Origin of the sequence: Falsiroseomonas oleicola, from assembly GCF_019029495.1 — a bacterium.
GTDB lineage: Bacteria > Pseudomonadota > Alphaproteobacteria > Acetobacterales > Acetobacteraceae > Falsiroseomonas > Falsiroseomonas oleicola.
In genome coordinates, this window is sequence record NZ_JAERQM010000004.1 from 186,294 (window position 1) to 212,097 (window position 25,804).

The 25,804-nt window shown below is 71.3% G+C and carries 30 protein-coding genes; 13 read left to right on the forward strand and 17 right to left on the reverse strand.

The window, feature by feature from the left end; genetic code table 11:
- Positions 1–378 (forward strand): hypothetical protein (locus JJQ90_RS14700; RefSeq protein WP_216876653.1); only part of this gene is annotated, 378 nt, incomplete at its 5' end.
- A 178-nt stretch (positions 379–556) separates the two neighbouring features.
- A complete protein-coding gene (locus tag JJQ90_RS14705) occupies positions 557–1,027 on the forward strand; it encodes a GNAT family N-acetyltransferase (protein WP_216876654.1) in 471 nt (156 codons plus the stop codon).
- A gap of 1 nt (position 1,028) precedes the next feature.
- Here the strand turns inward: JJQ90_RS14705 and otnC are convergent, their stop codons facing one another.
- The 12 genes from otnC to JJQ90_RS14765 form a co-directional block, all read right to left on the reverse strand.
- Positions 1,029–1,664 (reverse strand): 3-oxo-tetronate 4-phosphate decarboxylase, encoded by a 636-nt coding sequence (gene otnC / locus JJQ90_RS14710; protein ID WP_216876655.1) that lies wholly within the window; start codon positions 1,662–1,664, stop codon positions 1,029–1,031.
- On the reverse strand, positions 1,657–2,916 hold the full coding sequence (otnK, locus tag JJQ90_RS14715; protein ID WP_216876656.1) for a 3-oxo-tetronate kinase: 1,260 nt from the start codon (positions 2,914–2,916) through the stop codon (positions 1,657–1,659). The genes otnC and otnK overlap by 8 nt, the downstream gene beginning before the upstream one ends.
- 6 nt (positions 2,917–2,922) lie before the next feature.
- Complete coding sequence (locus JJQ90_RS14720) at positions 2,923–3,798, reverse strand: class I SAM-dependent methyltransferase (RefSeq protein ID WP_216876657.1); 876 nt, start codon at positions 3,796–3,798, stop codon at positions 2,923–2,925.
- A 1-nt stretch (position 3,799) separates the two neighbouring features.
- Positions 3,800–4,840, reverse strand: coding sequence for a glycosyltransferase family 4 protein (locus JJQ90_RS14725; RefSeq protein WP_216876658.1), 1,041 nt, complete (start codon positions 4,838–4,840; stop codon positions 3,800–3,802).
- Between the two features lie 2 nt (positions 4,841–4,842).
- Complete coding sequence (locus JJQ90_RS14730) at positions 4,843–5,241, reverse strand: 6-pyruvoyl trahydropterin synthase family protein (protein ID WP_216876660.1); 399 nt, start codon at positions 5,239–5,241, stop codon at positions 4,843–4,845.
- Between the two features lie 7 nt (positions 5,242–5,248).
- Complete coding sequence (locus JJQ90_RS14735) at positions 5,249–6,232, reverse strand: zinc-dependent alcohol dehydrogenase (RefSeq protein ID WP_216876662.1); 984 nt, start codon at positions 6,230–6,232, stop codon at positions 5,249–5,251.
- Positions 6,229–7,032: a RibD family protein gene (locus tag JJQ90_RS14740; RefSeq protein ID WP_216876664.1), complete on the reverse strand. Its 804-nt coding sequence runs from the start codon at positions 7,030–7,032 to the stop codon at positions 6,229–6,231. The genes JJQ90_RS14735 and JJQ90_RS14740 overlap by 4 nt, the downstream gene beginning before the upstream one ends.
- Positions 7,033–7,086: 54 nt before the next feature.
- Entirely contained in the window at positions 7,087–7,599 is a 513-nt protein-coding gene (locus JJQ90_RS14745; protein WP_216876666.1) for a permease, read from the reverse strand.
- Entirely contained in the window at positions 7,596–8,138 is a 543-nt protein-coding gene (locus JJQ90_RS14750) for a hypothetical protein (RefSeq protein WP_216876668.1), read from the reverse strand. Before JJQ90_RS14750 ends, JJQ90_RS14745 begins: the two co-directional genes overlap by 4 nt.
- A gap of 78 nt (positions 8,139–8,216) precedes the next feature.
- On the reverse strand, positions 8,217–8,612 hold the full coding sequence (locus tag JJQ90_RS14755; RefSeq protein ID WP_216876670.1) for a hypothetical protein: 396 nt from the start codon (positions 8,610–8,612) through the stop codon (positions 8,217–8,219).
- Positions 8,609–8,953, reverse strand: a complete 345-nt coding sequence (locus tag JJQ90_RS14760) for a rod-binding protein (RefSeq protein ID WP_216876671.1) — start codon at positions 8,951–8,953, stop codon at positions 8,609–8,611. Before JJQ90_RS14760 ends, JJQ90_RS14755 begins: the two co-directional genes overlap by 4 nt.
- A 1-nt stretch (position 8,954) precedes the next feature.
- On the reverse strand, positions 8,955–10,076 hold the full coding sequence (locus JJQ90_RS14765; protein ID WP_216876672.1) for a flagellar basal body P-ring protein FlgI: 1,122 nt from the start codon (positions 10,074–10,076) through the stop codon (positions 8,955–8,957).
- Between the two features lie 210 nt (positions 10,077–10,286).
- Here JJQ90_RS14765 and JJQ90_RS14770 point away from each other — a divergent pair, with 210 nt between their 5' ends.
- Both JJQ90_RS14770 and dksA read left to right on the forward strand, forming a co-directional pair.
- Positions 10,287–10,718 (forward strand): flagellar assembly protein FliX, encoded by a 432-nt coding sequence (locus JJQ90_RS14770; protein WP_216876673.1) that lies wholly within the window; start codon positions 10,287–10,289, stop codon positions 10,716–10,718.
- A gap of 135 nt (positions 10,719–10,853) precedes the next feature.
- Positions 10,854–11,267 (forward strand): RNA polymerase-binding protein DksA, encoded by a 414-nt coding sequence (gene dksA, locus JJQ90_RS14775; protein ID WP_216877302.1) that lies wholly within the window; start codon positions 10,854–10,856, stop codon positions 11,265–11,267.
- Positions 11,268–11,280: 13 nt separating this feature from the next.
- Here dksA and JJQ90_RS14780 read toward each other — a convergent pair whose 3' ends face one another.
- The gene (locus JJQ90_RS14780) at positions 11,281–12,030 is read right to left on the reverse strand and encodes an SOS response-associated peptidase (RefSeq protein ID WP_329959448.1); all 750 of its coding nucleotides are present in this window, start codon (positions 12,028–12,030) and stop codon (positions 11,281–11,283) included.
- 236 nt (positions 12,031–12,266) lie between these two features.
- On the opposite strand from JJQ90_RS14780, the gene JJQ90_RS14785 reads away from it, so the two are divergent.
- Positions 12,267–13,211 (forward strand): TAXI family TRAP transporter solute-binding subunit, encoded by a 945-nt coding sequence (locus JJQ90_RS14785; RefSeq protein WP_216876675.1) that lies wholly within the window; start codon positions 12,267–12,269, stop codon positions 13,209–13,211.
- A gap of 146 nt (positions 13,212–13,357) precedes the next feature.
- Positions 13,358–15,208, forward strand: a complete 1,851-nt coding sequence (locus tag JJQ90_RS14790) for a TRAP transporter permease (protein ID WP_216876676.1) — start codon at positions 13,358–13,360, stop codon at positions 15,206–15,208.
- Between the two features lie 43 nt (positions 15,209–15,251).
- Here the strand turns inward: JJQ90_RS14790 and flgH are convergent, their stop codons facing one another.
- From flgH to JJQ90_RS14810, 4 genes are read right to left on the reverse strand one after another with little or no spacing between them, the layout of a single operon-like run.
- On the reverse strand, positions 15,252–15,980 hold the full coding sequence (gene flgH, locus JJQ90_RS14795; protein ID WP_216876677.1) for a flagellar basal body L-ring protein FlgH: 729 nt from the start codon (positions 15,978–15,980) through the stop codon (positions 15,252–15,254).
- Complete coding sequence (gene flgA / locus JJQ90_RS14800; protein ID WP_216876679.1) at positions 15,977–16,897, reverse strand: flagellar basal body P-ring formation chaperone FlgA; 921 nt, start codon at positions 16,895–16,897, stop codon at positions 15,977–15,979. Before flgA ends, flgH begins: the two co-directional genes overlap by 4 nt.
- Positions 16,898–16,902: 5 nt before the next feature.
- Positions 16,903–17,688 carry a flagellar basal-body rod protein FlgG gene (flgG, locus tag JJQ90_RS14805; RefSeq protein ID WP_216876681.1) on the reverse strand — a complete coding sequence of 262 codons (786 nt, stop codon included), beginning with the start codon at positions 17,686–17,688 and terminating at the stop codon, positions 16,903–16,905.
- A gap of 26 nt (positions 17,689–17,714) precedes the next feature.
- Entirely contained in the window at positions 17,715–18,461 is a 747-nt protein-coding gene (locus JJQ90_RS14810) for a flagellar hook basal-body protein (protein WP_216876683.1), read from the reverse strand.
- Between the two features lie 233 nt (positions 18,462–18,694).
- On the opposite strand from JJQ90_RS14810, the gene JJQ90_RS14815 reads away from it, so the two are divergent.
- The 7 genes from JJQ90_RS14815 to JJQ90_RS14845 all read left to right on the forward strand — a co-directional run bounded on the left by JJQ90_RS14815 (position 18,695) and on the right by JJQ90_RS14845 (position 25,605).
- Positions 18,695–19,240, forward strand: coding sequence for a flagellar basal body-associated FliL family protein (locus JJQ90_RS14815; protein ID WP_216876685.1), 546 nt, complete (start codon positions 18,695–18,697; stop codon positions 19,238–19,240).
- Entirely contained in the window at positions 19,237–20,343 is a 1,107-nt protein-coding gene (gene fliM / locus JJQ90_RS14820; protein WP_216876687.1) for a flagellar motor switch protein FliM, read from the forward strand. Before JJQ90_RS14815 ends, fliM begins: the two co-directional genes overlap by 4 nt.
- Entirely contained in the window at positions 20,340–20,780 is a 441-nt protein-coding gene (locus JJQ90_RS14825; protein ID WP_216876689.1) for a DUF6468 domain-containing protein, read from the forward strand. Before fliM ends, JJQ90_RS14825 begins: the two co-directional genes overlap by 4 nt.
- Complete coding sequence (locus JJQ90_RS14830; protein ID WP_216876691.1) at positions 20,780–21,463, forward strand: MotE family protein; 684 nt, start codon at positions 20,780–20,782, stop codon at positions 21,461–21,463. Before JJQ90_RS14825 ends, JJQ90_RS14830 begins: the two co-directional genes overlap by 1 nt.
- Positions 21,464–21,571: 108 nt before the next feature.
- Positions 21,572–21,952 carry a response regulator gene (locus JJQ90_RS14835; protein ID WP_216876693.1) on the forward strand — a complete coding sequence of 127 codons (381 nt, stop codon included), beginning with the start codon at positions 21,572–21,574 and terminating at the stop codon, positions 21,950–21,952.
- Positions 21,945–22,571 (forward strand): protein phosphatase CheZ, encoded by a 627-nt coding sequence (locus JJQ90_RS14840; protein ID WP_216876695.1) that lies wholly within the window; start codon positions 21,945–21,947, stop codon positions 22,569–22,571. The genes JJQ90_RS14835 and JJQ90_RS14840 overlap by 8 nt, the downstream gene beginning before the upstream one ends.
- A 37-nt stretch (positions 22,572–22,608) precedes the next feature.
- On the forward strand, positions 22,609–25,605 hold the full coding sequence (locus JJQ90_RS14845) for a hypothetical protein (RefSeq protein WP_216876697.1): 2,997 nt from the start codon (positions 22,609–22,611) through the stop codon (positions 25,603–25,605).
- Positions 25,606–25,804 lie beyond the last annotated feature (199 nt).

Below are 25,804 nucleotides of genomic sequence, written 5' to 3' on the forward strand. Positions count from 1 at the left end.
AAGGCCGCCGCGCCGAAGAAGGCCGCCGCTGCCAAGAAGCCGGCCGCGAAGAAGGCCGCCGCGCCGAAGAAGGCCGCCGCTGCCAAGAAGCCGGCCGTGAAGAAGGCCGCCGCGCCGAAGAAGGCCGCTGCCGCCAAGAAGCCGGCGCCGAAGAAGGCTGCCGCGCCGAAGAAGGGCGCTGCCGCGAAGAAGGCGGTCGCGCCGAAGAAGGCCGCTGCGCCGCGCAAGCCGTCACCGACCGCCGCCGCGAAGGCCGCCTCCTCGGCGCGCTCCGACGCCGCGCGCAAGGGCGCCGCGACCCGCGCCGCGAAGAAGGCCGCCGCCGCGGCCGCTGCTGCCGCCGAGGCGCCCGCGCCGACGCCCGAGGCCGCCTCCTAAGCCTCAGCCGGGACACTGGACCCTGATGCGTTCACCTTCGTTCACGCATCAGGGTCCAGCGCTGTTGGATCCCCGGGATTCAGACTTTTCGCTAATTTCACCTCAAGTCATCCCGCTCGAGCGAAAAGGCGTCGTCCGCTTGCGGGCGGCGCCCTTTTCGCGTTCAAGGCCCATCGCCATGACCTGCTACATCGCTCCCTTGCCGCGCGATCAGCGCCACCGACTGGCGCCGCTGCTGGCGCTCTACGCCGCCGAGATGCGCGACGTGCTCAACGGCGCCGCCAGCGCGACACCGGAGGCCCAGGCGGCGCTGCTGGCGCGGCATCCGGCCGCGGAGGTGCTGCTGGCGGAGGATGCCGCCGGCACGCCGCTCGGCTTCGCCATCCTGTTCGACCTGCCGGAGGTGGTCTTCGCCCGGCATTGCGGCATGCTCGACGACCTGTTCGTGCGGCCGGAGGCGCGCGGCCAGGGCGTCGCCCGCGCGCTGATCGCCGCCGCGGTGGCCATGGGCACGACCCGGGGCTGGAGCCATCTGCGCTGGATCGTGCCGGAGGGCGATGTGGGCGCCATCGCGCTGTATGAGCGCATCGCCAGCCGCGCCGACTGGCGCAGCTATGTGGTGCGGATCGACCCCGCGGCTTCCTTGTAGCTTAGCCGAAGGTCTTCAGCAGGTCGTCCACCTGCACCGCGTTCAGCGCCCGCACGCCGGGCACGCCGCGCAGCAGCAAGGCGAGGCGCGCCGCTTCCTCCAGCTCCTCCGCCGCATGCACCGCATCGGCCAGGCTGGCGCCGCTGACCACGGGGCCGTGATTGGCGAGCAGCAGGGCCTTTGCCAGAAGCGCCGCCTGATGCACCGCGGGCTCCATCGCGGAATCGCCCGGCCGGTAATAGGCGACGCAGGGCAGGCGGCGGCCGATGCGCATGACGAAATAGGGCGTCAGCGGCGGGATCTCCGCATCACCACCCTCGGGCGCGAGGCAGGAGATGGCGGTGGCGTGGGTGGAATGCAGATGCACCACGGCGCCTGCCTCCGGCCGTGCCGTCAGCATTGCGCGATGCAGGAAGACTTCCTTGGAAGGCTTGTCGCCCGACAGATGCGCCCAGTCCGGCCCCAGCTTGCTGATCCGCGCGGGGTCCAGCCGGCCGAGGCAGGAATTGGTCGGCGTCATCAGATAGCCATCCGCCAGCCGCACGCTGATATTGCCGGCGGTGCCGACGCTGTAGCCGCGATCGAACAGGCTTTTCGCGAGTTCGGCGAGTTGCGCGCGGGCGGCGTCCTCAGACATGCGCGAAGGCCTTCAGGAAGAAGTCGCGCGCGCCGAAATTGCCGGACTTCAGGGCGAGGTGGATGTTCGCCGGCTCTGCATAGGTCCAGGGCACGCCGGGGTCGATCTCCGCGCCGATGCGCAGCGTCGCCACGCCCAGCGCCGAGACTACGGCGCCGGAGGTCTCGCCGCCCGCCACCACCAGCCGCCCGACGCCGCGCGCCACCAGCCCCTGCGCCACGGCCGCCAGCGCATGTTCCACCAGCGCCCCCGCCGCGTCGCGACCGAGCTTCGCCTGCAGCGCCGCCACCTTCTCGGGCGGCGCGCTGGCGGCGATCACCACGGGATGGTCGGCGGAGAGCTTGCCCTCCACCCAGTCCAGCGCCTGCGCCGCCAGGGCCTTTGCGTCCGGCGTCGCCAGTACATCCAACTCCAGCGTCGGCGCATGATCCCGCGCAAAGCCGATCTGGCCGAGCGTGGCGCGGGAACAGCTTCCCGCGAGAACGGCGCACATGCCCTTGGCCGGCGGCAGTGCGGCGGCGTCCGGCCGTTCCGGCAGCAATCCCGCCGCCCGAAAATTCGCCGGCAGGCCCATGGCGATGCCGGACCCGCCCGTGATGAGCGGATGATGCGCCGCGGCCTCCCCGATGGCGACCAGATGCCCATCGGTCACGGCATCGACGATGGCGTAGCGCCGCCCGCCTTCCGCCATGCGGATCATCGCCTGGCGGATCGCCTGCGATCCCTGTTCCACCACGGAGAAGGGCACTAGCCCCACCGCACCCTCCGTCTGCCGGCTGAGCACGCGGACCAGGTTCGCATCCTTCATCGGCGTCAGCGGATGGTTCTCCATGCCGCTCTCGTTCAGCAGATGCGCGCCAGCGAACAGATGCCCCTGATAGATGCTGCGGCCATTCGCGGGAAAGGCGGGGCAGGCCAATGCGAAGCCGGCGCCGAGCCGCTTCAGCAGCGCATCCGCGACAGGCCCGATATTGCCCGCATCGGTGCTGTCGAAGGTGGAGCAGTATTTGAAGAAGATCTGCTTCGCGCCCGCCGCCAGCAAGGCCTCCGCCGCCGCGAGGCTTTCGGCGATGGCCTCCCGGGCCGGCGTGGTGCGCGACTTCAGGGCGATGACGATGGCATCGGCCTCCGGCAAAGGTCCGGTTGGAACACCGATGACCTGCACCGTCGCCATGCCGTTCTTCACCAGCATGGAGGCGAGGTCGGTGGCGCCGGTGAAGTCATCGGCGATGCAGCCGAGCAGAAGGGGCATTTTTGTTTACTCCTTGGGCGGCAGGCAGAGGACATCGCTGTGGCCGATGCGCACGGACAGCCGGTTCAGACCTGCCTCGGCGCGGCGGTCCACCGCCCAGTTCAGCAGCTTTGGCCGCGAACGGCGATCCTGCTGCATGGCGGCGCGGGCATGGCCGCTGGCGATGGCGGCGGCCATCTCCGGGTCCTGGCGCGGAATCCGCCAGTCGCTCGGCGCGCGATGCACGGCATAGCCCTGCGCCGCGAAGGCCGCGGCGATCACCGCCGGCGCGCGCGCGCCCAGCGCGATGCCGCCAAATCCCTTGTCGCGAAGCTGATCGCGCGCAAAACCGCGCGCCACCAGCGCATCGGTCGGATGCGGCGGGTCGAAGCGCTCCCGCCCCGTCACGTTCAGTGCGGCATAGAAGGGCAGGCGACGTTTGGCGCAGGCGGCGGCAATACGAAAAATCCAATCCTCGGAAACCAGGTCGCAGAGCGCGGTGTTCACCACCGCATCCACCTGCGTCAGCGGCAGGCCCTTCGGCGCGTCCCGCAGATCGGCGACCAGCCCCTCCACCCGCCAGGCCCCGCCCGGCGCATGCACCAGCAGCGTCTTGCGGGAGGCATAGGTGGCGGGCCAGCCCATCGCCTCCCCGAAATCCGCGGTGGTGGTGAAGGCGCGGCTCAGCAGCCCGCCATCGGCGTCCACCAGGGTCCAGGCCTGGGCGCGGCCGATCGCCGGCGCCAGCCAGCGCAGCAGCGACCCGGTGCCGGCGCCGAGATCGAGAATGCGCGGCCGCGCCGGCAGCGCCTCCGCCAGACGTTGCGCGAGGTCCAGGTTGCGTGCGGCCGCATCATGCGGTTCGCGCAGTTCCAGCCAGTCGCCGTCAAAACTCTCCGCCATCTCAGCCTGCCTTGTCGAGTTCAGCGAGGAAGGCGGTGGCGCGATCCTCCCAGCGCGGCAGCTTCTGGCCGGCGGCCCAGGCGGCCTCCGCCATCTCGGCGCGCAGATCGGTGTCGAAGATGGCGCGGCGCATCGCCTTGCCGAGGGAGACGACATTGCCGGGCGGCGAGATGACCCCCGCCGCCACCGGCACCACCTCCGCGATCGCGCCGCCGGCGGTGATGGCCACGGGCACGCCGCGCGCTAGGGCTTCCGCCGCCGCCATGCCATAGCCTTCCCAATGCGTCGCCAGCGCAAACAGGTCGGTGCCGGCCCAGAGTTTGTCGAGCGTCGGCTGGTCGACCTCCCCGGCGAAGGTCACGCGGCCGGCGAGGCCCAGCTCTTCCGCCAAGGCGAGCAGGCCATCCGCATGCACCTTGTCGCGCGGCGCACCTGCGATGGTCAGGGACCAGTCGAGATCGGAGAGTCCACCCAGCGCGCGCAGCAGCACGTCATGCCCCTTGCGCGGCACCAGCGTGCCGATGGCGAGGATGGCGCAGCCCGGCCCACCGGAACCCATGCTGCGCGGCGCCGGATCGGTGCCCGGCTCCACCACGCCGACCTTTGCGGCATCGACGCCGAATTCCGGCTCCAGCCGCCGCGCGGTCAGCGGGCTGGTGGCGACCAGGCGCGCGAGGTGGGGGAAGATCGCCTGTTCCGCCGCGCGCAGCGCGTCGCGCACCGGGCCGGGATTGCCGTGTTCCAGCGCCGTCGGGTGATGGATCAGGCCGACCGCGCCGCGCTGCTCCAGCACCTCCAGCACCGGCTGGAAGGCGGGCAGGCCGAGGCCGTCGATGATGATCCGCGCCCCCTCCGGCACTTTTTGCAGCGCCGCCCGGGCGCTGGCCAAAGCGGTGGTGTCGGGCTGGGGGTGCGTGCCCTCCAACTCCAGCACCGTCACCGCATGGCCGAGCGCGCGCAGCCCGGCGACCAGGCGCCGGTCATAGCCATAGCCGCCCGAGATGGCGTCGAAGGGCGCGGGGACGAGAAAGGCGATATCCAAGGTCAGACGGGCCCCTCGAAGGCGGCCCAGGCGATGTGGCTTTCGCGCAGCAGGATCTTGAGGCCCGTCACCGCCTTGCCGCCATCCCCCAGCACGCCGTCGCGGCAGGCCGCGGCCAGCAGGCCATGGATATGCAGGCAGAGATATTCGGTCGTGGTGTTCTTGCCGGCGAAGGCGTCCTCCGCATCCAGGTTGCGGTAGTCCATCGGCGCGAGAATGGCGCGCAGATGATCCTTCGCCAGGCCAATATCCACCAGCAGATGCAGGTCATCGAGCTGCGGCGCGCGGAACTCGGCTTCGACGATGAAGGTCGCGCCGTGCAGCCGCTGCGCCGGGCCGAAGGCTTCGCCGCGGAAGGAATGCGCGATCATGATGTGATCGACGACGGTCAGGCTGAACATGAAGGGCTCATTCCTTGGAATAGGTCACGACGGGGCAGAGCGGCTGATGTGCCCCCGATGGCGGCGACAGCAAGGCGTCCAGCGCCTGCGGCAGGTCGGCGAAGGCGGTGTCGGGCCCGAGCAGCGCGTCCAGCCGCGCATCCTCCAGCAGGGACAAAGCGAGCGCCAGCCTTTCGCCATGCGTGCGCCGGCCGCGCATGGCGGGGGCGACATGGCCGACCTGGGTGGAGATCAGCGACAGGCGCCTGGCGTGAAAGGCCTCGCCCAGCGGCAATTCCGCCAGGCGGTCGCCGAACCAGGAGGCCTCGACCACGCGCCCCTCGAAGCCGCAGCGCGACAGGGCTAGGCGCAGACCCTCGGCGCTGGCGGAGGCGTGGATCACCAGGTCGCGCTCGCCGGGCGCATCCTCCGGCGCGCAGAAGCTTGCGCCGAAATCCTCGGCGATGGCGCGCCGCGAGGCATCCGTGTCGCAGGCCCACAGGTCGAGGCCGGGGATGCGGCCGAGCAGATAGGTCACCAGCAACCCGACCACGCCGCAGCCCACCACCAGCACCCGCTCGCCAACCAGGGGCCGGGCGTCCCAGAGAATATTGACCGCCGTTTCCATATTCGCGCCGAGCACGGCGCGGCGGTCGGGCACGTCATCCGGGATGGGGATGCACATGGCAGCCGGCGCCACGAAGGCGTCGTGATGCGGATGCAGGCAGAAGATGCGCCGCCCATGCAGATGCGACGGCCCCGCCTTCACCGTGCCGACCGCGGCATAGCCATAGGAGAGCGGCGCGGGGAAGTCGCCATATTGCAGCGGCGCGCGCATCGCCGGCCATTGGCTCTCCGGCACCCGGCCGGAGAAGACCAGCCGTTCCGTCCCGCGCGAAATGCCGGAGGCCGAGGTGACCACCAGCGCCTGGTCGGGGCCGGGCACCTCCAGCTCCTGTTCGCGCAGCTCCGCCTGGAAGGGGGCGGTGATCCAGAGGGCCTTAGCCTTCATGGTGCGGTCGTCTCCTCGCAGATGCCCAGTTCCTCGCAGATTCCGGGCTGGGCGCGGTGCAGCGCGATGTCGAACAGCATGTCCTCCCCGATTGCATGCGGCGTCCAGCGGAAGCGCAGCCCATCGGCGATGCGGCCGGCGCTGGGCAGGGTGAAGGCGGGAATGCCGGAGCCGAGGATGATCGGCGCCACCGTCAGATGCAGCCGGTCGAGGCAGCCGGCGGCGAGAAAGGCGGAGACGGTCCGCCCGCCCCCCTCCACGAATATCCTTCTCAGATTCCGCGCCGCGAGTTCGCGGAGCAGGGCGGGGAGGTCGGGGCCGTCTGGCTGGTACAGCACCTCGGCCAGGCCGTGGGTGGCGGGACCCTCGGCGCTGGTCACCAACAGGGTCGGCGCCGCGCCATCCGAAAACACCTTATGCGTGGCGGGCAGGCGGCGGCGGGGGTCCAGCACCACGCGGACCGGGTTGGGGCCGGAGACCTCCCGCGTCGTCAGGCGCGGATCGTCATGATGCACGGTGCCGCCGCCCACCATCACCACGTCGCACAGCGCGCGCAGCCGATGCGTGTGCAGGATGTCGCCGCGCCCGCCGATCCATTGCGAGGCGCCATTGGCGCAGGCGATGCGGCCATCCAGCGTCTGCGCCAGCCGGCCGATCACGACGCAGCCATCCGGCGCTTCGGGCGCGGCGAGCAGCGGCGTGAACAGGTCGCCGAAGGCGCCGCGTGGCACGGCTGCGCCCTGCCGCGCGGCCAGCAGCGCGGTCCAGTCTTCCGTCTCGGAGGTGATGGCGTGGTTCATGCGTGGGGAATGCTATGCCGAAGCGGCGGGATTGCGGCAACGGCGCAGGCCGCTTCAGCGCAGCGCCACGCCTGGAAACAGCGGAAGCAGCAACTCGGCCGCCAGCCCCGCCAGCAGGGGCAGGGAAAAGCTCGCCAGCAGCCGCACGACGATAAAGCGCCCGCCGAGGATCGGAAGTTCCCAGGCCAGCGTCCGGTGCAGGCCGAGAATCGCCCAGCCGGAAATCAGCGCCACCATCTGCGAAGGCCCGGCCCCCGCCTTCAGAAAGCCCAGCACCAGCGGGAAGGCGACGAAGGGTCCGCCCGGCATGGCGCCGCCGGCTACGGAGGCCAGCAGAATGCCGATGAAGCCGCTATCCGGACCGAGCCAGCGTTCCGCCCAGCCGGCCGGAATCAGCTCCGCCAGGAAGGCCGCCATGGGCAGCGCCATCAGCATCACCGGCAGCACCCGCCAGAGCGCGGTGCCCGCATCGGCCACCGCCCGCCGGCCCACCGCCGGGCTGCGCCGCAGGCACAGCCCCAGCGCGCCGAGTGCCACCACCCAGATGGCGATCACGCCGAAGCTCATCGGCGGTCCTGCATGCCGGGCGCATCGGCCGGGTCCCAGCGGATCGGCAGCCAGCGCGCGAAAAGCCCCGCCAGCACCGGCAGCGGCAGGCCGCAGATCAGGCGGAGCAGGGCGAAATCGGCGCCGAGGATCGGCAGTTCCCAGACCACGATCCGCTGGAAGCCGTTCAGCGACCAGGCGAGCACGAAGGCGATCAGCGCGCCGCGATCCGCCCCGGCCTGGGCCAGCACCAGCACCACGGGGAATGCCGCGACCGGCCCGCCTGGCATTGCCATGCCGGCCGCCGTCGCCACCAGCAGCCCTCGGATTCCGCTCTCCGCCCCCATCCACCGCGCCAGCGCCCCGGGCGGCACCAGCTGGCGCAGCGCGGCGGAAAGCAGCAGGCCGCCGATGATGGAGGGCAGCACCGTCAGGATCAGGTCCCAGGTCGCATCCAGCGCATGCCACACGGCGCCCATGCCGCGCAGCAGCGCGACCGCGATGGCGGAGCAGAGGGTCAGCGCGGAGATGACCAGGAATGTTGCGTTGCGGCGGAGCATGCGATGCGCGGCAAGCTGCGCCCGCGCGCAGCTTCCGGCAAGCGCCCCCGCGTGACGTTCTGTCCCGCGGAAAGGCGGTCAGGCGCGGGAGGAAATCGACAGCGGCTGGTGCCGCCCGTCCCGCTGCCGGCCACGCTCGCCATAGGTGCCGGGGCCGGCCGGGCGGGTGGCGCCGGCGATGGTCTCGATCACGCGGGATTGCAGCGCGATGGCGCGTTCCAGCAGCCGGCGATTCTCCGCGCCCAGGTCGCGCAGCCGCCCGGCCAGCTCCTCCGCCTTGGCGCGATCGGGGCCCACGGCCTTGGAATTCGTGCGGTTCGCAGCGTCGAAGGCCGCGGCGAAAGCGTCGGAGGCCTGCTGCTTCGGCAGGGCCAGCGCGGCGGCGCTGTTCAGGTCCAGCCGGGCCAGCGCCTCGTTCTCGGCGCGCAGCGCCTCGCTCAGGCGTTGGGCGGCAACGATCAGCGGCTGCATCATGGTGCGCTTGTCTCCGTGGGGTGGGGGGTAGGGGAGTTCGCGGCGGCGGCGAGCCGGGTCAGTTCCCGGAACACCGAATCCGCGATGCCGAGGCCGCCGGCCTTGGCCAGGTCCTTGGCGATGGAGTCCACCAGCATCGGGCGCCACTGGCCCTCCGCCGCGCCGCCGCCGAAGGGGCCTTTGCTGTCCAGGCCCTGGAACATCGGCTGCAACAGCGCGCCGAGTGCCTGGGCCTCGAAATCCCGCGCCACGCGGCGCATCGCCTCGGGCGTATTGGGGGTGCCGCGCTGGCTCGCGATGGGGCGCGGCGCCGTGCTGGCCTGGGGGGCGGAGATGCTCATCTCAGCGCACCTCCAGCTCGGCCTGCAGGGCACCTGCCGCCTTGATGGTCTGGAGGATGGTGATCATGTCGCGCGGCCCGACGCCCAGGCCGTTCAGCCCGCGCACCAGATCCTCCAGCGTCACGCTGCCGGGCAGGATGCCGAGCCGGCGCCCGGACTGGTCATCCACCTCGATCCCGGTGCGCGGCACCACCGCCGTCTGCCCGCCGGCCAGCGCATTGGGCTGCACCACCTGCGGCGTTTCCGTGATGCGGATGGTCAGGTTGCCCTGGGCGATGGCGACCGTGGACAGCCGCACATTGGCGCCCATGACGATGGTGCCGGAGGCTTCCTCGATCACCACCCGGGCCATCTGGTCCGGCTGCACCCGAAGCTGCTCGATCTGGGCGATGAAGGCGATGGAATCGCGCCCGGTCAGGGAAACGTTGACGGTGCGTGGGTCGGTCGCCGTGGCGGCCTGGCTGCCGGCGCTGGCATTGATGGCGGCGGCGATGCGGCGCGCCGTGGTCAGGTCCGGATTGCGCAGTGCCAGGCGCAGCCGGTCGCCGCCCGCGAAGGTATAGGCCACCTCCCGCTCCACCGTCGCGCCATTGGCGATGCGGCCGGCAGTCGGCACGCCCCGGGTGACGGAGCCGGCGGCGCCACGGGCGGAAACCGCGCCGGTGACGATCGGCCCCTGCGCCACCGCATAGACCTCCCCATCCGCGCCGAGCAGCGGGGTGACCAGCAGCATGCCGCCGGTGAGGTTGGTGGCATCGCCGAGCGCGGAGACCGCGATATCGATGCGCGATCCGGTACGGGCGAAGGCCGGCAGGTTGGCGGTGACCATCACCGCCGCGACGTTGCGGGTATCGAGCTGGCGTTCCTGGTCGCGGGTATTGACGCCCAGGCGTTCCAGCACGCCGATCAGCGACTGCCGGGTGAAGACCGCGCTGCGCAGCTTGTCGCCGGTGCCGTTCAGGCCGACCACCAGGCCGTAGCCGACCAGCTGGTTCTCCCGCATCCCCTCGATATCGGCGATGTCCTTGATCCGCACCTGGCCCTGCGCGCCGGCCGGCGCCAGGGCCGGCAGCAAGGCGAGGCACAGCAGCAGGACCGTCAGGAGACGCCGCGGGATGCTCATGCTCGGGCAAGGAATTTTCGGCACAATCAACCTCCTCGCCGCCGCGGAAGTGGGTCACGGGGCGCGGGATGGCTTCCGCAAGGGGCGTGCCAGGCCTGCGGGGGTATCCGGGCGGCAGGGATTGCCGGGGTGGGGCAGGGGCTGCCGTGTGGTAAGACGATGTTTGCCGCTTTGGGCTAGGATGCGCAGGTTCCAGAAGGGGGCGATGTGATGGCAGTGGGTCCGGTGCGGCCGGCGGGGTTCAGTGGGGTGCAGGGCGGCGGCAGGGTGCGGCGCCCCGGCGGCGGTTTCGCGCTGCCGGAGATGAGTGGGGAAGCCGCGGCCAGCGCCGCGATGTCCGGCCCCGCCGCGCTCGGCGGCCTGCTGGCCTTGCAGGATTCCGGTTCCGCCGCACCACCGGAGCCCCCGGCCGAGCGCGCCCGCCGCCGCGCCCGCCAGGCGCTGGACGAATTGCGCGGCCTGCAACTCGACCTGTTGCGCGACGGGCCGGAGGATGGTGCGCGGCGGGCGCGGCTGGAAGCGCTGGCCGCCCCGGTGGAGCCGGGGCTGGAGCCGGGGTTGGCCGCGCTGATGGCGGAGATTCGGTTGCGGGCGCGGCTGGAATTGGCGCGCCGACCTGCCCCGGAACCGTCATCCGATTGAAAAGCGGGCGAAGATCAGACGCTTGCGGCGAAACGAGCCCTTGCACCCGCCCCATTGCCGCCACTATGGTCCGGCCGCTTTCGCCACCCCGGGCGCCGGGACCCGGGCGGCAAAGGTTGGGGAAGTCCTGCCATGCTGGTGACCTTGCCGCCGGATTATCGTCCGAGCAGCGACGAAGAATTCATGAACCCGCTTCAGTTGGAGTATTTTCGGCAGAAGCTGTTGAAATGGCGGGGTGACCTGGTGCGGGAAGCAGGTGAGACCCTGACCTCCATGGGCCAGGGCGGCATCATCGAGGCCGACCTGACCGACCGCGCCAGCGTCGAGACCGACCGTGCCCTGGAACTGCGCACCCGCGACCGCGCCCGCAAGCTGATCTCCAAGATCGACCAGGCGCTGGAGCGGGTGGAGAACGGCACCTACGGCTATTGCGAGGAAAGCGGGGAGCCGATCGGCCTGCGCCGGCTGGAGGCCCGCCCGATCGCCACGATGTCCATCGAGGCGCAGGAGCGACACGAGCGGATGGAGCGCGTGCACCGCGACGACTGAGCGGGCGGCTTCGTCAGCCGACCCATTCCGGTGGCGCGTCGTCCAGCTCGGGCGGCGGGCTGGCCCTGGGGTCGCGGCGCGGCAGGCGGGAGTCGTTCTCCGCCACCTTGCCGACGCGGTTGTCCACCGGCCAGGCCAGCAGTTCCTCGGCCGGGCAGGGGACCAGCAGTTCCAGAAGTTCCTCCGGCTCGGCCGGTTCGGCGCCCAGCCAGGCGTCCCAGACCTCCGGCGGCAGGATCGCCGGCATGCGGGCATGCACCAGGGCCTGCTTCGCATTCGCCTCCGTCGTGATGACGGTGTAGCTGCGCAGCCAGGTGCCATCCGGCTGTTTCCAGCCCTCCCACAATCCGGCGACAGCCATCGGCATCCCGTCGGCCTGCGCCACGGCATAGGCCTGCTTGGCCGCACCTTCCTGCCGCCACTCATAGAAGGCGTCCATCGGCACCAGGCAGCGGCGCTTCTGGAAGGCTTCGCGGAAGGAGGGCTTTTCGGCCAGGCCCTCGGCGCGGGCGTTCATCAGCCTGGCCGCGTCCTTCGCATCCTGCGCCCAGCGCGGCACCAGGCCCCAGCGCAGCGCATCAAGGTGACGCTCCCCGCTTTCCGGATGGCGGCGCACCACCAGGCTCATCTGCGTGACGGCGATGTTCCAGGAGGGCGGGTGGTTCGGCGTCGGGTTCAGCGTCTCGAAATATTCCGCCAACTGCGCTGGCGTGCGCTGCAACAGATATCGTCCGCACATCCCGACATGTCGCTCCTCGCCCATGGGCGGCGGAGTGTATCGCAGCGGCGGGTTGGGGGGGAAGGCGAGGCGCGGCCTGCCAAGCTGGCGGAGCCGTGTGTCAGCATGTGGGACATGCCTGCGAATCATTGCGGCCCATGTGAAGAAGCGGCCTGCTTTGTGGCGAGATTGTGGGGGCGCCATGCGGCTTCGGGGTTGTCGTGCGCCTCGTCTTCGTGAATACCGACGGCACGACCAAGATGACCTTAGGGAGAACAACAATGACCATCCGGACCGCCGCAGCGGCATTTGCCATGCTTGGTGCCGTGGCTTTGGCCACCCCCGCATCCGCGCAGGAGACCCTTCGCTTCATGACCGGCCCGCAGGGTGGGGTCTGGGTGCCGATCTCGGGTGCGCTGAAGAACATCTGGGAAAGCGCCATCCCCGGCCTGACGGTGCAGACCCTGCCGGGCGCCGGCGTGGCCAATGTGCGCGGCATCGGCGCCAACCGCGCCCAGGTGGCCTTCGGCAATTCCATCAGCACCGTGGACGGCATCGCCGGCCGCGCGCCCTTCCCCGAGGCGGTGAGCAACGTCTGCAACATCGGCTCGCTCTACCCGCAGTGGTTCCAGGTGATCGCCCTGGCCGATTCCGGCATCAACTCCATCGAGGACATGCGCGGCCGTCCGATTGCGCTGCAGCCGCGCGGCAACACGGCCGAGGTGGTGACGCAGCACATCCTGCAGGCCGCCGGCATGCGCTACAGCGACGTGCGCGCCAGCTTCCAGTCCAGCTACACGGATGCGGTCGGCCTGCTGCGCGACGGCCATGCCCAGGTCTTCACCCTCGGCACCACCATCCCCGCCAGCGCGGTGATGGACCTGGCCAGCGCGCGGTCCATGCGGATCATCGACCTGTCCCGCTATGTCGACAAGATGCGGGAGATCAACCCGGGCTATCAGGGTGCGCAGCTGCCGGCCAATACCTATCCGCAGCAGCAAGGCACGCCGACCCAGATCACCTATACCGCGCATCTGATCACGAATTGCGACCGCAACCCGGATCAGGTCTATCAGATGGTGAAGCTGCTCTGGGACAATGTCGGCACGCTGCGCAACATCGTGGCCGCCATGCGCGACAGCACCCCGGTGACCGCCGCCGCCGATATCGGCGTGCCGATGCACCCCGGCGCCGCGCGCTTCTACCAGGAAGCGGCCTCTCGCTGAGGCCATGACGGCGCGCCCGGCCTGTCCAGGCGCGCAAACGACCAGAAGGGCCGGATGACGGGCTGCCATGGCAGGCCCGGCACCGGCCCTGATGCATCCGCCCAGACACCAAATTACACAGCGTTCAGGATACGGGGAAAGCGGCGATGACCTATGCGCGCGCCATGCATTGGCTGGCCGGCACCATCGCGGCCGTAATGGCCGTGTACCATATGTGGGCCATCGCGACCTCACCGCCCGAGGCGGTGATCTTCCGCGGCACGCATCTGCTGTTCGCCATGGCGCTGGTCTTCATCCTGTTCCCGCTGCGGCAGGGCAAGGACGCCGCGCAGCGCGCGCCGGGGCCCGAGGATTGGCTGCTCTGCGCGCTGACCATCTGGGCCGTGGGCCGGCTGTTCGTGGAATACGACTGGCTGGTCAACCGCATCCCCTATATCGACGACCCGCGCCCCGCCGACATCATCGGCGGCTGGCTGCTGGTGGCGCTGATCCTGGAGGCGACGCGCCGTGTCATCGGCTGGGCGCTGCCGATCACCAGCATGGTCTTCCTGGCCTGGTCCTATTTCTTCACCGATGTCGGCCCGCTGGCCATGCTGGACCAGCTCTACCTGACGACGGACGGCATCTTCGGATCCACGCTGGGCGTCTCGGCCGGCTTCGTGGTGATCTTCGTGCTGTTCGGATCGTTCATGGAGCGGTCGGGCGTCGGCAAGCTGTTCATGGATTTCGCCCTCGCGCTCACCGGCCGCCACAGCGGCGGCCCGGGCAAGGTGGCGGTGATTTCCTCCTCGCTCTTCGGCTCCGTCTCCGGCTCCGCGGTCGCCAATGTGATGGTGACCGGGCAGGTGACCATCCCGCTGATGAAGCGCAGCGGCTTCCGCCCGCAATTCGCGGCGGGGGTGGAGGCGGTGGCCAGCACCGGCGGGCAGATCATGCCGCCGATCATGGGCGCTGCCGCCTTCGTCATGGCGGAGTTCCTGGGCGTCAGCTACCTCCAGGTCATCACCTGGGCGCTGATCCCGGCGCTGCTGTATTATGTGGCGACCTTCGCCGCGGTGCATTTCGAGGCGAAGCGCACCGGCCTCGCCGGACTGCCGGACCATGAGGTGCCGAAGCTGGGCGACGTGATGCGCGAGAGCTGGCATCTGTTCCTGCCCATCCTGGTCATCATCGTCGGTCTTTTCGCCGGCTATTCCGCGCCGCTGGTGGCGCTGGTCGCAACGCTCGCCTGCTTCCCGGCCGCCGCGCTGCGCGCCAACAGCCGCCACCACGTCACGATCGCCGCGGTGTGGGATGCGATGCTGGATGGCGCGCGCAATGCACTCGGCATCGCCATGGCCTGCGCCTGCGCCGGCATCGTCATCGGGCTGATCGCGCTGACCGGCCTCGGCATCACCTTCACCCAGCTCGTCGTGAATGTCGCCGACAACAACCTGATCTTCGCGCTGATCCTGACCATGATGGCCGGCATCATCCTCGGCATGGGGATGCCGACGACGCCCGCCTATATCGTCATGGTCTCCCTGCTGGTGCCGGCGCTGATCGCCATGGGCGTGGTGGTGCCGGCCGCCCATCTGTTCGCCTTCTACTTCGCCATCCTGTCCGCCATCACGCCCCCGGTGGCGCTCGCGGTCTTCGCCGCCGCCGGGCTGGCCAAGACGGATATGTGGAGCAGCGGCTGGGCGGCGATGAAGATCGGCGCGGCCGGCTTCATCGTGCCCTTCATCTTCGTCTTCCAGCCGGCCCTGCTGCTGATCGGCACCTGGGGCGAGGTGATCTTTGCTGTGGCGAGCGCGACCGCGGGCTGCCTGCTGCTGGCGGCTTCCCTGCACGCCTATCTGCTGCGGCCGATGCCGATGTGGGAACGGGTGGCGCTGTTCATCGCGGCGCTGGCGCTGATCCAGCCCGGCTTCGTGACGGACACCATCGGCATCGTCTTCGGCGGCGGCGTGCTGCTGCTGCAACTGGTGCAGCGCCGCCGCGCCGCGGCGGCCTGAAGCCGGAGGGGCAAAGGGCCCCCCAGGGGGGGCGCCCCCTTTTTCAGAAGGGCAGCACGATATCCAGAAGCTGCTGCCCGTAGCGCGGGGCCTGCACGTCGGAGACGGTGCCCCGCCCGCCATAGGCGATGCGCGCCTCCGCCAGCCGGTCATGCCGCACGGTATTGTCGCTGCCGATATCCTGCGGCCGGATCACGCCCGTCACCTGCAGGTCGCGCAATTCATGGTTCACCCGCACCTGCTGCCGCCCGGCCAACACCAGGTTGCCGTTCGGCAGGGTCTGGGTGACGGTCGCCGCCAGGCGCAGCGTCACCGTCTCGTTCCGCCGTATCGATCCGGTGCCATTGGTGGTCTGCGCGCCGCTGGTCGACACCAGGGAAGAGGGATCGATGCTGTTCGGCAGGATGCGGGTGAGGGAGCTTTCCAGGCCGAGCAGGCGCGGAATGCCCATCCGGTCCGTCCCCTCCCGCTCCCGCTCCGTCGTGTTCTGGAGCTGGGCGGTGTCCTGGATGCTGACCAGCACGGTGATCAGGTCGCCCACCGCCGCCGCCCGCTGGTCGCGCAGGAAGGTGCGGCTGCCGGGGCGCCAAAGGCTGTTGCCGCCATGGGTCGGCGGCTGCGCCGCCGGCATCGGCATGGAGACCGGCTGGTAGCCCGGTGCGGCCGTGGGGCTGGTGACGGCGGCCATCGCCGGCGGGCGGCCGACCTCGGAAAGCCGCTCGCAGGCCGGCAGGGCCAGCAGCAGCAGGGGCAGGACATGCAGGCGCTTCATCGTCCGGTCTCCACACGCACACGGCCAGGACCGATGGCGCGGGCTTCCACCACGATCCGGCTGCCGAGGTTCATCACGGGCAGCACGCCACCACGCGCCGCGCCTTCCAGGGCGCGGCCCTGGGCGAGCACGGACAGGCCGGGGATGTCGTACTGCATGGTCACGGTCTGGCCGCGCTCGATCACCAGGGGCTGTGACAGGTTCGCCAGCAGCAGCGGCTGGCCGACCCCGGTCGGGCGGCGCAGCGCCTGGCCCACCGCCTGGTCCAGCCGCTCCGCCGACCCGGCGCGCAGCCGGCTGGCCGGCATCCGCACCAGCCGCACATCCTCCGGCCCCAGCACGTCGCCGACGGTCAGGCGGCGCGCCGCCACCAGCACGGGATGGGTGATGACGGCGCGGCCGGCCAGGCGCATGCGATGCGTCGCCATCCCTTCCGCCGTCACCGCCAGGCTGGCGCTGAAGCGCTGGGTCTGCTCGTCGTAGATCACCTGCTCCACCGTCACCTGGGCGAAGGCGGCGGCGGGCACCAGGGGCGGGATGAAGGCCTGAAGGGTCAGGTCCGCCTCCTCCTCCACCCCCTGGGCCTGCAGCGACATGCGCAGCGCCTCCATCACCTCCTCCCGCGCCAGGGCGCGGCCGGGGCGTTCCAGCACCACCCGGTCGCCGCCGCCGCTCGGCTGCCAGGCCACATCGTTGAGGCGCGCGATGGCGGCGAGCTGCGCCGCCTCCACCACTAGCCGCTGGCCCGGGGCCGGGGCGGGGCCGAGCGGCGTGGCGCCACGTTCCCCGAGGCCATCGAACAGGTCGTCCAGCCGGACCACCGCATTCTCCACCGTGGCGAAGGGGCGCAGCGTGGCCGGCGCTTCCGCCATGGCGGCGGAGGCAAGGGCGCAGAACAGGAATGCCAGGCGTCGCATGGCGCTCACCGCAGCCGCGACAGGGTGGAGAGCATTTCGTCGCTGGCCGAGATGACCTTGCTGTTCATCTCATAGGCGCGCTGGGCGGTGATGAGGTTGGTGATCTCCTGCACCACGTTGACGTTGGAGGTTTCGACGAAGCCCTGGAGCACCTGGCCGAAGCCCGGCGCCCCGGGCGCGCCCTGCTGGGCGGCGCCGGAGCCGGGGGTGGCAAGCAGCAGGTTGTCGCCGACCGCTTCCAGCCCCGTCTCATTGGCGAAGATGGCAAGCTGGATCTGTCCCACATTCTGTGGCTCCACCTGGCCGTCCAGCTTCGCCAGCACCTCGCCATTCGCATTGATGGTGACGTCGCGCGCCGCGGCCGGGATGTTGATGCCCGGCTGCACCACATGGCCATCCGCCGTCACCAGCACGCCTTCCGGCGACAGGGCGAAGGTGCCGTCGCGGGTATAGGCGACCTCGCCGGTCGGCAGGGTGATCTGGAAATACCCGTTGCCGCGGATGGCGAGGTCGAAGCGGTTCTCGGTCTGCGACAGGCTGCCCTGTTCGGAGATGCGATAGACCGCGCCGGTCTTCACGCCGAGGCCAACCTGGGCGCCGGAGGGCAGCACGCTGCCGGTATCGGCCGACTGGCTGCCGACGCGGCGCAGGTTCTGATAGATCAGGTCCTGGAATTCGGCGCGGCGGCGCTTGTAGCCCGTCGTGCTCATATTCGCGATATTGTTGGAGATGACCTCGACGTTGGTCTGCTGGGCCATCATACCGGTCCCAGCGATGTGCAGACTGCGCATCTTCTTATTCCTTACTCAGACCAACTTCAGCGGCGGCGCAGAATGCGTTCGACGGCGCTGCCCAGGCGCTCGCCTTCCTTCTCGACCATCTGCGAGACGAACTGGAATTCGCGCAGCTCCTCGGTCATCCGGGTCAGCTCGATCACCGGGCGGACATTGCTGCCCTCCATGGCGCCCTGGACCACGCCGGGGCGCTCCACCGGCTCGGCCTGCATATCCTCCGGCCGGGAGAAGATGCGGTCGCCCTCGGCGTTCAGCTTCTGGGCATCGGCGAAGCGCACCACGCGCAGCCGGCCGACCGGGCCGTTTTCCGTGCGCAGCATGCCATCGCCCATCACCTCGATGCGGCTGTCGCCCTGCGCCACGCGAATCGGCTGGCCGGCATCGTTCAGCACCGGGAAGCCTTCCGGCGTCACCACCCGGCCCTCATTGTCCAGGCTGAAGCGGCCGGCGCGGGTGTAGCGTTCGCCGCGCGCCGTCTCGACGACGAAGTAGCCATCCGGGTTGGACAGGGCCAGGTCGAGCGGATTGCCCGTGGTGGCGACGGCACCCGGCATGGTGTCGCGCCAGGTCGCGCGGTCCTGCGCGAAGGCCAGGTCCCGGCCACCGCTCGGCACCGCCGCATCCAACTGCCGCTCCAGCACCGTGCCGAACAGGGGGCGCTGGGCGCGGAAGCCGGGCGTGTCGGCATTGGCGATGTTGTTCGCGGTCACGGCGGCGGCGCGGCTCTGCGCCACCAGGCGGGACAGAACGATATAGCCGGGGCTGTCCATGGGTCGGGTCTCGTCAGGGCGGTTCTGAAGGGAGTAGGGCAAGCGCCGTGCCAGGATTTTCCGCCCCCGGTGCAGGGCCCGCCGGTGCAGCTTCTGCCGAAGCCCGGCAGAAATGGCCGCCCCACCCGGCAGGCCGCGCCGCCGCAAGGCTTCGTTAACGCCCTTCGGGCCATTGTGCCGCACCCAGGGGTGCCGGCGGTCCGGCATGCGAGGCGAAAGGCACGGTCGACAAGATGGCGGCGGCGGCAGCCAAGATGGATGCGGCGGCGGAGGGCGATGCCCCCGCGGGCAAGGGCAAGGGCGGCAAGAAGAAGCTGCTGCTGATCCTGTTGCCTGTCCTGCTGTTGCTCGGCGCGGGCGCCGGGCTGTGGTTCACCGGCATCCTGCCGAACATGCTCGGCATGGGCGGGCCGACGCCGGAGGAGGTCGCGGCGGCGGCGGCGGAGGCCGAGGCGGCCCCACCCCCGCGCAGCCCCCCCGCCTTCGTCGAACTGCCCGAGATCATCAGCAATCTGAACGCCCCGGGCCGACGCCCGGTCTTCGTCCGGCTGCGCGCCAAGCTGGAGATCAGCAAGGCCGAGGATGCGGCGGCAGTGACGGATGCGATGCCGCGGCTGATCGACCTGTTCCAGACCTATCTGCGCGAAGTGCGGCCGGAGGAACTGCGCGGCAGCGCCGGCACCCACCGGCTGCGTGAGGAGCTGATGGCGCGCGCCACGCTCGCCGCCGCCCCCGCCCGCATCACGGATGTCCTGTTCATGGAGATGCTGGTCCAATGAGCGGCACCTCGGAAGAAGACGATCTCGCCGCTGCCTGGGGCGCGTCGCTGGAGTCGGAGGCCGCGGCCCCCGACCCCTTCGACGACGCGCCGGGGGAGGCGGTGCCGGCGGCGGATGCCGCGCGGGTGCTGAACCAGGCCGAGATCGACAGCCTGCTCGGCTTCGACAGCGGCCCGGCCGGCGACAATGGCGAAAGCGGGATCGAGCGGATCATCTCCGCCGGCCTCATCGCCTATGAACGCCTGCCGATGCTGGAGATCGTCTTCGATCGCCTGGTCCGGCTGATGTCCACCACGCTGCGCAACTTCACCTCGGACAATGTCGAGATCTCGCTGGATGCGATGACCTCGCTGCGCTTCGGCGACTACCTGAACTCGATCCCGCTGCCGGCGATGCTGGCGGTGTTCAAGGCGGAGCAGTGGGACAATCACGGCCTGGTCGTGGTCGACAGCAGCCTGATCTATTCGGTGGTGGACGTGCTGCTCGGCGGCCGGCGCGGTACGGCGGCGATGCGCATCGAGGGCCGGCCCTATACCACCATCGAGCGGACGCTGGTCGAACGCCTCATCACCGTGGTGATGGGCGATCTGCGCAATGCCTTCGAGCCGCTGTGCCCCGTGGATTTCCGCTTCGACCGGCTGGAGGTCAATCCGCGCTTCGCCGCCATCTCCCGCCTGTCGAACGCCGCCGTGCTGGCGCGGCTGCGGGTGGACATGGAGGATCGCGGCGGGCGAATCGAGATCCTGCTGCCCTATGCGACGCTGGAGCCGGTGCGCGAATTGCTGCTGCAGCAGTTCATGGGCGAACGCTTCGGCCGCGACAGCATCTGGGAAACCCACCTGGCGGAGGAACTGCGCCAGACCGATGTGGCGCTGGATGTGGTGCTGGACGAACAGGCCATGCTGCTGTCGCAGGTGCTGCGGCTGAAGGTGGGCGACCGCATCATCCTGGCCTCCCCGCCCGGTTCCCCGGTGCAGTTGCGCTGCGGCGACGTGGCGCTGTTCGAAGGGCAGCTCGGCCGGCGCGAGAACAAGCTGGCGGTGCGCATCGACAGCGGGCGCGAACCTCCGACCCAGGCGATGGCGATGGGACACGCGGCATGAGCATGATGGAATGGGCGGCGCAGGCGGCGTTGCTGGCGCTGCTGGCGATGGCGGTGCCCTTCGCCTGGCGGCTGGAACGGCAGATCAGCGCCCTGCGGCGCGAGGGTGCGGCGCTGGAAGCCGGTGCCGCCAGCATCGCCGCGGCCAGCGAGGCGGCGGAGGCGACGCTCGCCCGGCTGCGCGCGACGGCGGAACAGGCAGGGCGCGTCGTCGCCGAACGCGTCGCGGTGGCGGAGCCGCTGCGTGACGACCTGCGTTTCCTGACGGAACGGGCGGAGATGATGGCGGATCGGCTGGACGGGCTGGTGCGGCAATCGCGACATGCCACGCCGATGGAGGCCGCGCCGGCCCGCGCCATGGCCGCGGAACCCTCCGGCCCCACGCCGCGCAGCGAGGCGGAGCGTGAATTGCTGCGCGCCCTGCGGGGTGGCCGCTGATGGCCCGCATCGCGAAGCCCGCCGCGCCGAATCCGGCCGCGCGGCCCACCGCGGCGGCACCCGCCGCCGCGCCGCGTCGCCTGCGCCTGCCGCGGCCGCGCCTGCTGCCGATCGCCTTCGCGGTGATGGCTGTGCTGGCGGGCACCAAGCTGGAACGCATGTGGCGGAGCGGGGAGGGGACGGCGATCGCCGCCGAACCCGCGCCGGCACGCCCCGCCACGCCCGCGCCCGCCGCCGCGCGGGCGGCACCTGCCGAGCCGACTCCGGAACAGCAGGCGGAACGCGCCATCCTGGAATCGCTGCGCGCGCGCCGCGCCGCCATCGAGGCGCGCGAGGCGCAGGCGGTGGCGCGGGAGACGATGGTCGCCGCCGCCGAACGCCGGTTGGCCCAGCGTGTCGAGGAACTCGTCGGGTTGCAGCAGCAGCTCGAGGCGCTGGAGCGGGAACGCGCGGCGCGGGAGGAGGCCGGCATGCGCGGCCTGGTGAAGCTCTATGAAGGCATGCGTCCGCGCGATGCGGCGGTGATCTTCGATGAGCTGGAGATGCCCGTGCTGGTCCGCATCATGGACCAGATGCGGGAGGCGAAGGCCGCCCCGGTGATGGGGGCGATGCGCCCCGAACGCGCGCGGGCGCTGACGGCGGAACTGGCACGGCTGCGGGCCGCGCGCATTTCCACGCAATGAGGTCGGCGGCGCGGGACAGCGCCGCAAAAAAACACCCGCATCTATGCGCGTTGGTAAGAGTCGGTGCGCCAGGATGGCGGTGGTTTGGACAGTGAGGGCGCAGAGCCAATGGACAAGAACACGTCGGTGCTGATCGTTGACGACTACAAGACCATGCTGCGGATCATCCGCAACCTGCTGAAGCAGCTCGACTTCGAGAATGTCGAGGAGGCGACGGACGGGGCGGAGGCGCTGGCGAAGATGCGCGCCGGCAATTTCGGCCTGGTCATCAGCGACTGGAACATGGCGCCGATGACGGGCCTCGACCTGCTGAAGGAAGTGCGCGCCGATGCGCGGCTGAAATCCACGCCCTTCATCATGATCACGGCCGAGAGCAAGACCGAGAACGTCATCGCCGCCAAGGCCGCCGGCGTCTCGAACTACATCGTGAAGCCGTTCAACGCCGAGACGCTGCGCGGCAAGATCGAGAAGGTGATGGCGAATGCCTGACGGAAGCGCCCCCCATGGGGCCGAGGCCACGGCGGAAGGGCAGCGCATCGAATCCGCGGTGCGCGCCGTGCTGGGCAGCATGTCCGGCGACCTGACCGTCGTGGAAGCCGCGCTGCTGGCCGAGCTTGAAGGGCTCGGCCGGACGGTGGCGCGCGCGAAGCAGGAGATCGCCTCGCTCAAGGTGGACGACATCACCCTGAGCCACATCCCCTCCGCCACCGACGAACTCGATGCCATCGTCGACCACACCGCCCAGGCGACGAATGAGATCCTGGATGTGTGCGAAACGCTGGAAGGCGTCGCCACCCGCATCGGTGGGCCGGAGGCGGAGGCGCTCGGCAATGCCGTGACGCGCATCTACGAGGCCTGCAGCTTCCAGGACATCACCGGCCAGCGAATCGGCAAGGTGGTGACGGCGCTGAAGGCGATCGAGGCGCGCGTCGACCAGGTGGTGTCCCGCTTCGGCGCGGTCAGCGGCCATGCGGCGTCGGGCGAATCGGCAGCCGCGCCGGTCGATCCGGACGAGACCGAGGGCCGCCGCCTGGCGCATGGGCCGCAACTTCCGGGGGCCGGTGTCAGCCAGGCCGACATCGACAAGCTGCTCGCCGATTTCGACTGACGACGGCACCGGTGCGGAAGACCGGAAAGGAAAATCCATGTTCAGGCAAAAATGCCTTTCCGGTGTCGCCGTGCTGCTGCTGGGCGGCCTTCTGGCCAGCCCCGTCGCGGCGCAGGACAGGGTCGCGCTACGTACCGGCGCGCATCCGAATTTCGTCCGCCTGGTCTTCGACTGGCCCGGCAATGTCGCCTACCGGGTCGAGGAATCCGATGGCCAGGTGACGCTGCGCTTCGCCGCGCCCGGCGCCTTCGATCTCGCCGCGGTGCGCCGCCCGCCGCGCAACGTCCTCGGCGTCACGGCCGAAACCGATACCGCGCGCATCCAGATGGCGCCCGGTGCGCGCATGCGCCATTTCCGCATCGGCAACCGAATCGTGGTCGATGTGCTGGATCCTGGCCGCGACGAATTCGGCGCCGCCAGCGGCAGCCCCGCGGCGCGCCGCGCCGCCGCCGCTGCACCCGCCCCCGCACCTGCACCCGCCCCGGCGGCACCGCCCATGCCGGCCCAGATCGTGGTGCCCGCAGCCCCGCGCGCCGCGCCGCCGGCCCGCGCGACACCCCCGGCCCGCACGGCCACGGCGGAGCGCAGCCCCTTCCAGCCCGCCACGCCGCCGCCCGCCGAGGCGCCCGTGGTGGTGCAGGCCGCGCCCCGTGCGCCGGTGGCGCGGGAGGCGCTGGCCGAGGCACCCCAGGCCAGCCAGGCCGCTCCGCAGGCCATGCTGCGACCCGCGCCGCAACCCGCCGCCGCGCCCGGCACGCCCGTCGCCCCGCGTGGCCTGGCGGTGCGCCTGCTGCCCGGCCCGGCGCTGTCCATTCCCGCCACGGCGGAGGTGGGCGCGGCGCTGTTCCGGCGCGGCGGCGTCTGGATGCTGGTGCTGGACGCGCCGCTGCCGCTCGACCTCGCCGCGCTGCGGGCCAACCCGGTCTTCGCCGCGGCCGAGGCGAGCACCGGCCCCGACGCCACCACGCTGCGCCTGCCCGCCACCTTCCTGCGCGCCCCGCGCCTGCGCCGTGAAGGCAATGCCTGGCTGCTCGACCAGCCGGTGGACGAGGTGGCACTACGCGCCATCATGCCGGAGGTCGAGCCCGGCCCGCCGGCCCGCCTGCTGCTGCATGCCAGCCGCGCCGGCGGCAGCGTTTCCGTCCTCGATCCCGAAACCGGCACCGCGCTGCTGGTCGGCACGGTGCTGGATGGGGCGGAGGCGGTACCCGCCGGGCGCCGCGCCGCGCTGTTCGAATTGCTGCCGACCCGGCTCGGCGCCGCGTTGCTGCCGCGCGCCGATACGGTGACGCTGCGCGCGCTGCCCGGCCGCTTCCTGGCCGGTGCCTCGGCCGGGGCGGAACTCGCGCTGGGCGCCGAGGCGCCGGCCGCGAGCGGCGCCGCGACGGCGATGACCCGCAGCTTCGACCTGCCGGGCGAGGCGGTCGCCGCCCTGCAGGAGCGCCTGCGCAACGCCACCGCCGCCGTCGCCGCCGCCGCGCCGCTCGGCCGGGGCCAGCCGCGGATGCAGGTGGCGGAGGCGCTGCTGGCGCTGGGCCTGCCGCAGGAAGCGCAATCCATGGTGACGCTGGCGATGCGGGAAGACCCGGTCCTGGCCGAACTGCCGCGCAGCCGCGCCCTGCAGGCCATGGCGGCGCTGCTGGCGGGGCGGCTGGCGGAGACCACCGGCCTCGATGCGCCGCGCCTGCCGGAGACCGATGAGGTGGCGCTGTGGCGTGGCCTGCTGGCCTCGGCACGCGGCCAGGACGGCGCCAAGGCGGTCGCCGCCGGCCTGCCACTGCTGCTCTCCTATCCCGAGCCCTTGCAGGCGCGCCTGGCGCCGTTGGCGGCGGAGGCCCTGGCGGCCGGCGGCGAATCCGTCGCGGCGCGCCGCCTGCTGGCCACCCGCGACCAGGATGATCCGCCTTTGGCCCTCGCGCGCGCCCGCGTGCTGGAGGCGGAGGGCGCGCTGGAACCGGCGCTGGCCGCCTATGACTCACTGGCCGCCGGCCGCGACCGCCGCGCCCGGGCACTGGCGCTGCGCCGTGCGGCGGAGCTGCGGCTGGCCAATGGTCTGCTCGATGCCGCCGGCGCCGCCGCGGCGATGGAGCCGACCCTGGCCGCCTGGCGCGGCGATGCGATGGAGACGGAAGGGCGGTCCCGCCTGGCGGAGCTGCGCATGCAGGCCGGCGATGCGCGCGGCGCCTTCGACCTGCTGCGCGAGACGGCGGCGATGTTCCCGAACCTCGCCGCAGGGCTGCGGGAGCGTGAGATCGCGGCGCTGCTCGGCGCGCTGGAGCGGGAGCCGCCGGTTGCCGCCGTGGTACTCTACGACACCCATGCCGAGATGTTGCCCCCGGGCGATGCGACGGAGCAGGCGCTGGGCTCGCTGGCCGATCGCCTGGCGGCGCTGGACCTGCTGGACCGGGCGAGCCATGTGCTGCGCCGTGCGGTCAGCCGGGCGGCGGACGCCGAATCGAAGGGCCGCCTCGGTGCCCGCCTCGCCGGGCTGGCCCTGGGCGCGGCCGATGGCCCCGGCGCGCTGAAGGCGCTGGAGGAGACCGCCAACGAATCACTGTCGGCCGATCTGACCCAGTCCCGCCTGATGCTGGAAGCCCGTGCCCTGGCGCGCACCGGCCGGCATGCCGATGCGGCGGCGCGTTTCCGCGCGGCCGGTCCCGCCGCCGCGGCCGAGCTGGCCGTGCTGCTGGAGGAACGGCAGGACTGGGCCGGTGCCGCCACGGCGCTGCGCCAGCACCTGGCGACCATCGCCCCGCCGCCGCCGGCGCCGCTTTCGGATCAGCACAAGCCGATCATCGCCCGCATCGCCGCCTTGCTGACCCTGGCCGGCGACGATGCGGCGCTGGCGGAGCTGCGCGCGGAGGAACAGGCGCGGATGGGGGAGGGGCCGATGTCCGGCACCTTCGACCTGCTGACGGCGGATCGGGTGGCCGGACTCGCGGACCTGCCCCGGCTGCGTGCCGAGCTTGATGTTGCGCGCGGGCTGCCCGCCCGACTGGACGGGTTGCGGGAGGAGACCCCCACGACACGATGATTTGCCGGCCACCCCCCGGGGGGGACCGGCAGGTTCGCCGGCCCCCCCCGGGGGGGGACCCGCTTTTTTTGCGGCCTCCGGTCCCGAATTCGCTTGCACCCCCCCCTGGTTTGCCCCATATGCCGCCGCCTTGACCCGATCTGCTTTGACCAGCCGCACTCCCGCGGCGAGCGATCATCCCGGTCATCTGCTGGCTGGA

Excerpts from the sequence above, each read along its gene's own strand:
- JJQ90_RS14705 (WP_216876654.1), top strand. The coding sequence starts at position 557 with ATGACCTGCTACATCGCTCCCTTGCCGCGCGATCAGCGCCACCGACTG.
- otnC (WP_216876655.1), bottom strand. The coding sequence starts at position 1,664 with ATGTCTGAGGACGCCGCCCGCGCGCAACTCGCCGAACTCGCGAAAAGC.
- otnK (WP_216876656.1), bottom strand. The coding sequence starts at position 2,916 with ATGCCCCTTCTGCTCGGCTGCATCGCCGATGACTTCACCGGCGCCACC.
- JJQ90_RS14720 (WP_216876657.1), bottom strand. The coding sequence starts at position 3,798 with ATGGCGGAGAGTTTTGACGGCGACTGGCTGGAACTGCGCGAACCGCAT.
- JJQ90_RS14730 (WP_216876660.1), bottom strand. The coding sequence starts at position 5,241 with ATGTTCAGCCTGACCGTCGTCGATCACATCATGATCGCGCATTCCTTC.
- JJQ90_RS14735 (WP_216876662.1), bottom strand. The coding sequence starts at position 6,232 with ATGAAGGCTAAGGCCCTCTGGATCACCGCCCCCTTCCAGGCGGAGCTG.
- JJQ90_RS14740 (WP_216876664.1), bottom strand. The coding sequence starts at position 7,032 with ATGAACCACGCCATCACCTCCGAGACGGAAGACTGGACCGCGCTGCTG.
- JJQ90_RS14745 (WP_216876666.1), bottom strand. The coding sequence starts at position 7,599 with ATGAGCTTCGGCGTGATCGCCATCTGGGTGGTGGCACTCGGCGCGCTG.
- JJQ90_RS14750 (WP_216876668.1), bottom strand. The coding sequence starts at position 8,138 with ATGCTCCGCCGCAACGCAACATTCCTGGTCATCTCCGCGCTGACCCTC.
- JJQ90_RS14755 (WP_216876670.1), bottom strand. The coding sequence starts at position 8,612 with ATGATGCAGCCGCTGATCGTTGCCGCCCAACGCCTGAGCGAGGCGCTG.
- JJQ90_RS14760 (WP_216876671.1), bottom strand. The coding sequence starts at position 8,953 with ATGAGCATCTCCGCCCCCCAGGCCAGCACGGCGCCGCGCCCCATCGCG.
- JJQ90_RS14765 (WP_216876672.1), bottom strand. The coding sequence starts at position 10,076 with ATGAGCATCCCGCGGCGTCTCCTGACGGTCCTGCTGCTGTGCCTCGCC.
- JJQ90_RS14770 (WP_216876673.1), top strand. The coding sequence starts at position 10,287 with ATGGCAGTGGGTCCGGTGCGGCCGGCGGGGTTCAGTGGGGTGCAGGGC.
- JJQ90_RS14780 (WP_329959448.1), bottom strand. The coding sequence starts at position 12,030 with ATGGGCGAGGAGCGACATGTCGGGATGTGCGGACGATATCTGTTGCAG.
- JJQ90_RS14785 (WP_216876675.1), top strand. The coding sequence starts at position 12,267 with ATGACCATCCGGACCGCCGCAGCGGCATTTGCCATGCTTGGTGCCGTG.
- JJQ90_RS14790 (WP_216876676.1), top strand. The coding sequence starts at position 13,358 with ATGACCTATGCGCGCGCCATGCATTGGCTGGCCGGCACCATCGCGGCC.
- flgH (WP_216876677.1), bottom strand. The coding sequence starts at position 15,980 with ATGAAGCGCCTGCATGTCCTGCCCCTGCTGCTGCTGGCCCTGCCGGCC.
- flgA (WP_216876679.1), bottom strand. The coding sequence starts at position 16,897 with ATGCGACGCCTGGCATTCCTGTTCTGCGCCCTTGCCTCCGCCGCCATG.
- flgG (WP_216876681.1), bottom strand. The coding sequence starts at position 17,688 with ATGCGCAGTCTGCACATCGCTGGGACCGGTATGATGGCCCAGCAGACC.
- JJQ90_RS14810 (WP_216876683.1), bottom strand. The coding sequence starts at position 18,461 with ATGGACAGCCCCGGCTATATCGTTCTGTCCCGCCTGGTGGCGCAGAGC.
- JJQ90_RS14815 (WP_216876685.1), top strand. The coding sequence starts at position 18,695 with ATGGCGGCGGCGGCAGCCAAGATGGATGCGGCGGCGGAGGGCGATGCC.
- fliM (WP_216876687.1), top strand. The coding sequence starts at position 19,237 with ATGAGCGGCACCTCGGAAGAAGACGATCTCGCCGCTGCCTGGGGCGCG.
- JJQ90_RS14825 (WP_216876689.1), top strand. The coding sequence starts at position 20,340 with ATGAGCATGATGGAATGGGCGGCGCAGGCGGCGTTGCTGGCGCTGCTG.
- JJQ90_RS14830 (WP_216876691.1), top strand. The coding sequence starts at position 20,780 with ATGGCCCGCATCGCGAAGCCCGCCGCGCCGAATCCGGCCGCGCGGCCC.
- JJQ90_RS14835 (WP_216876693.1), top strand. The coding sequence starts at position 21,572 with ATGGACAAGAACACGTCGGTGCTGATCGTTGACGACTACAAGACCATG.
- JJQ90_RS14840 (WP_216876695.1), top strand. The coding sequence starts at position 21,945 with ATGCCTGACGGAAGCGCCCCCCATGGGGCCGAGGCCACGGCGGAAGGG.
- JJQ90_RS14845 (WP_216876697.1), top strand. The coding sequence starts at position 22,609 with ATGTTCAGGCAAAAATGCCTTTCCGGTGTCGCCGTGCTGCTGCTGGGC.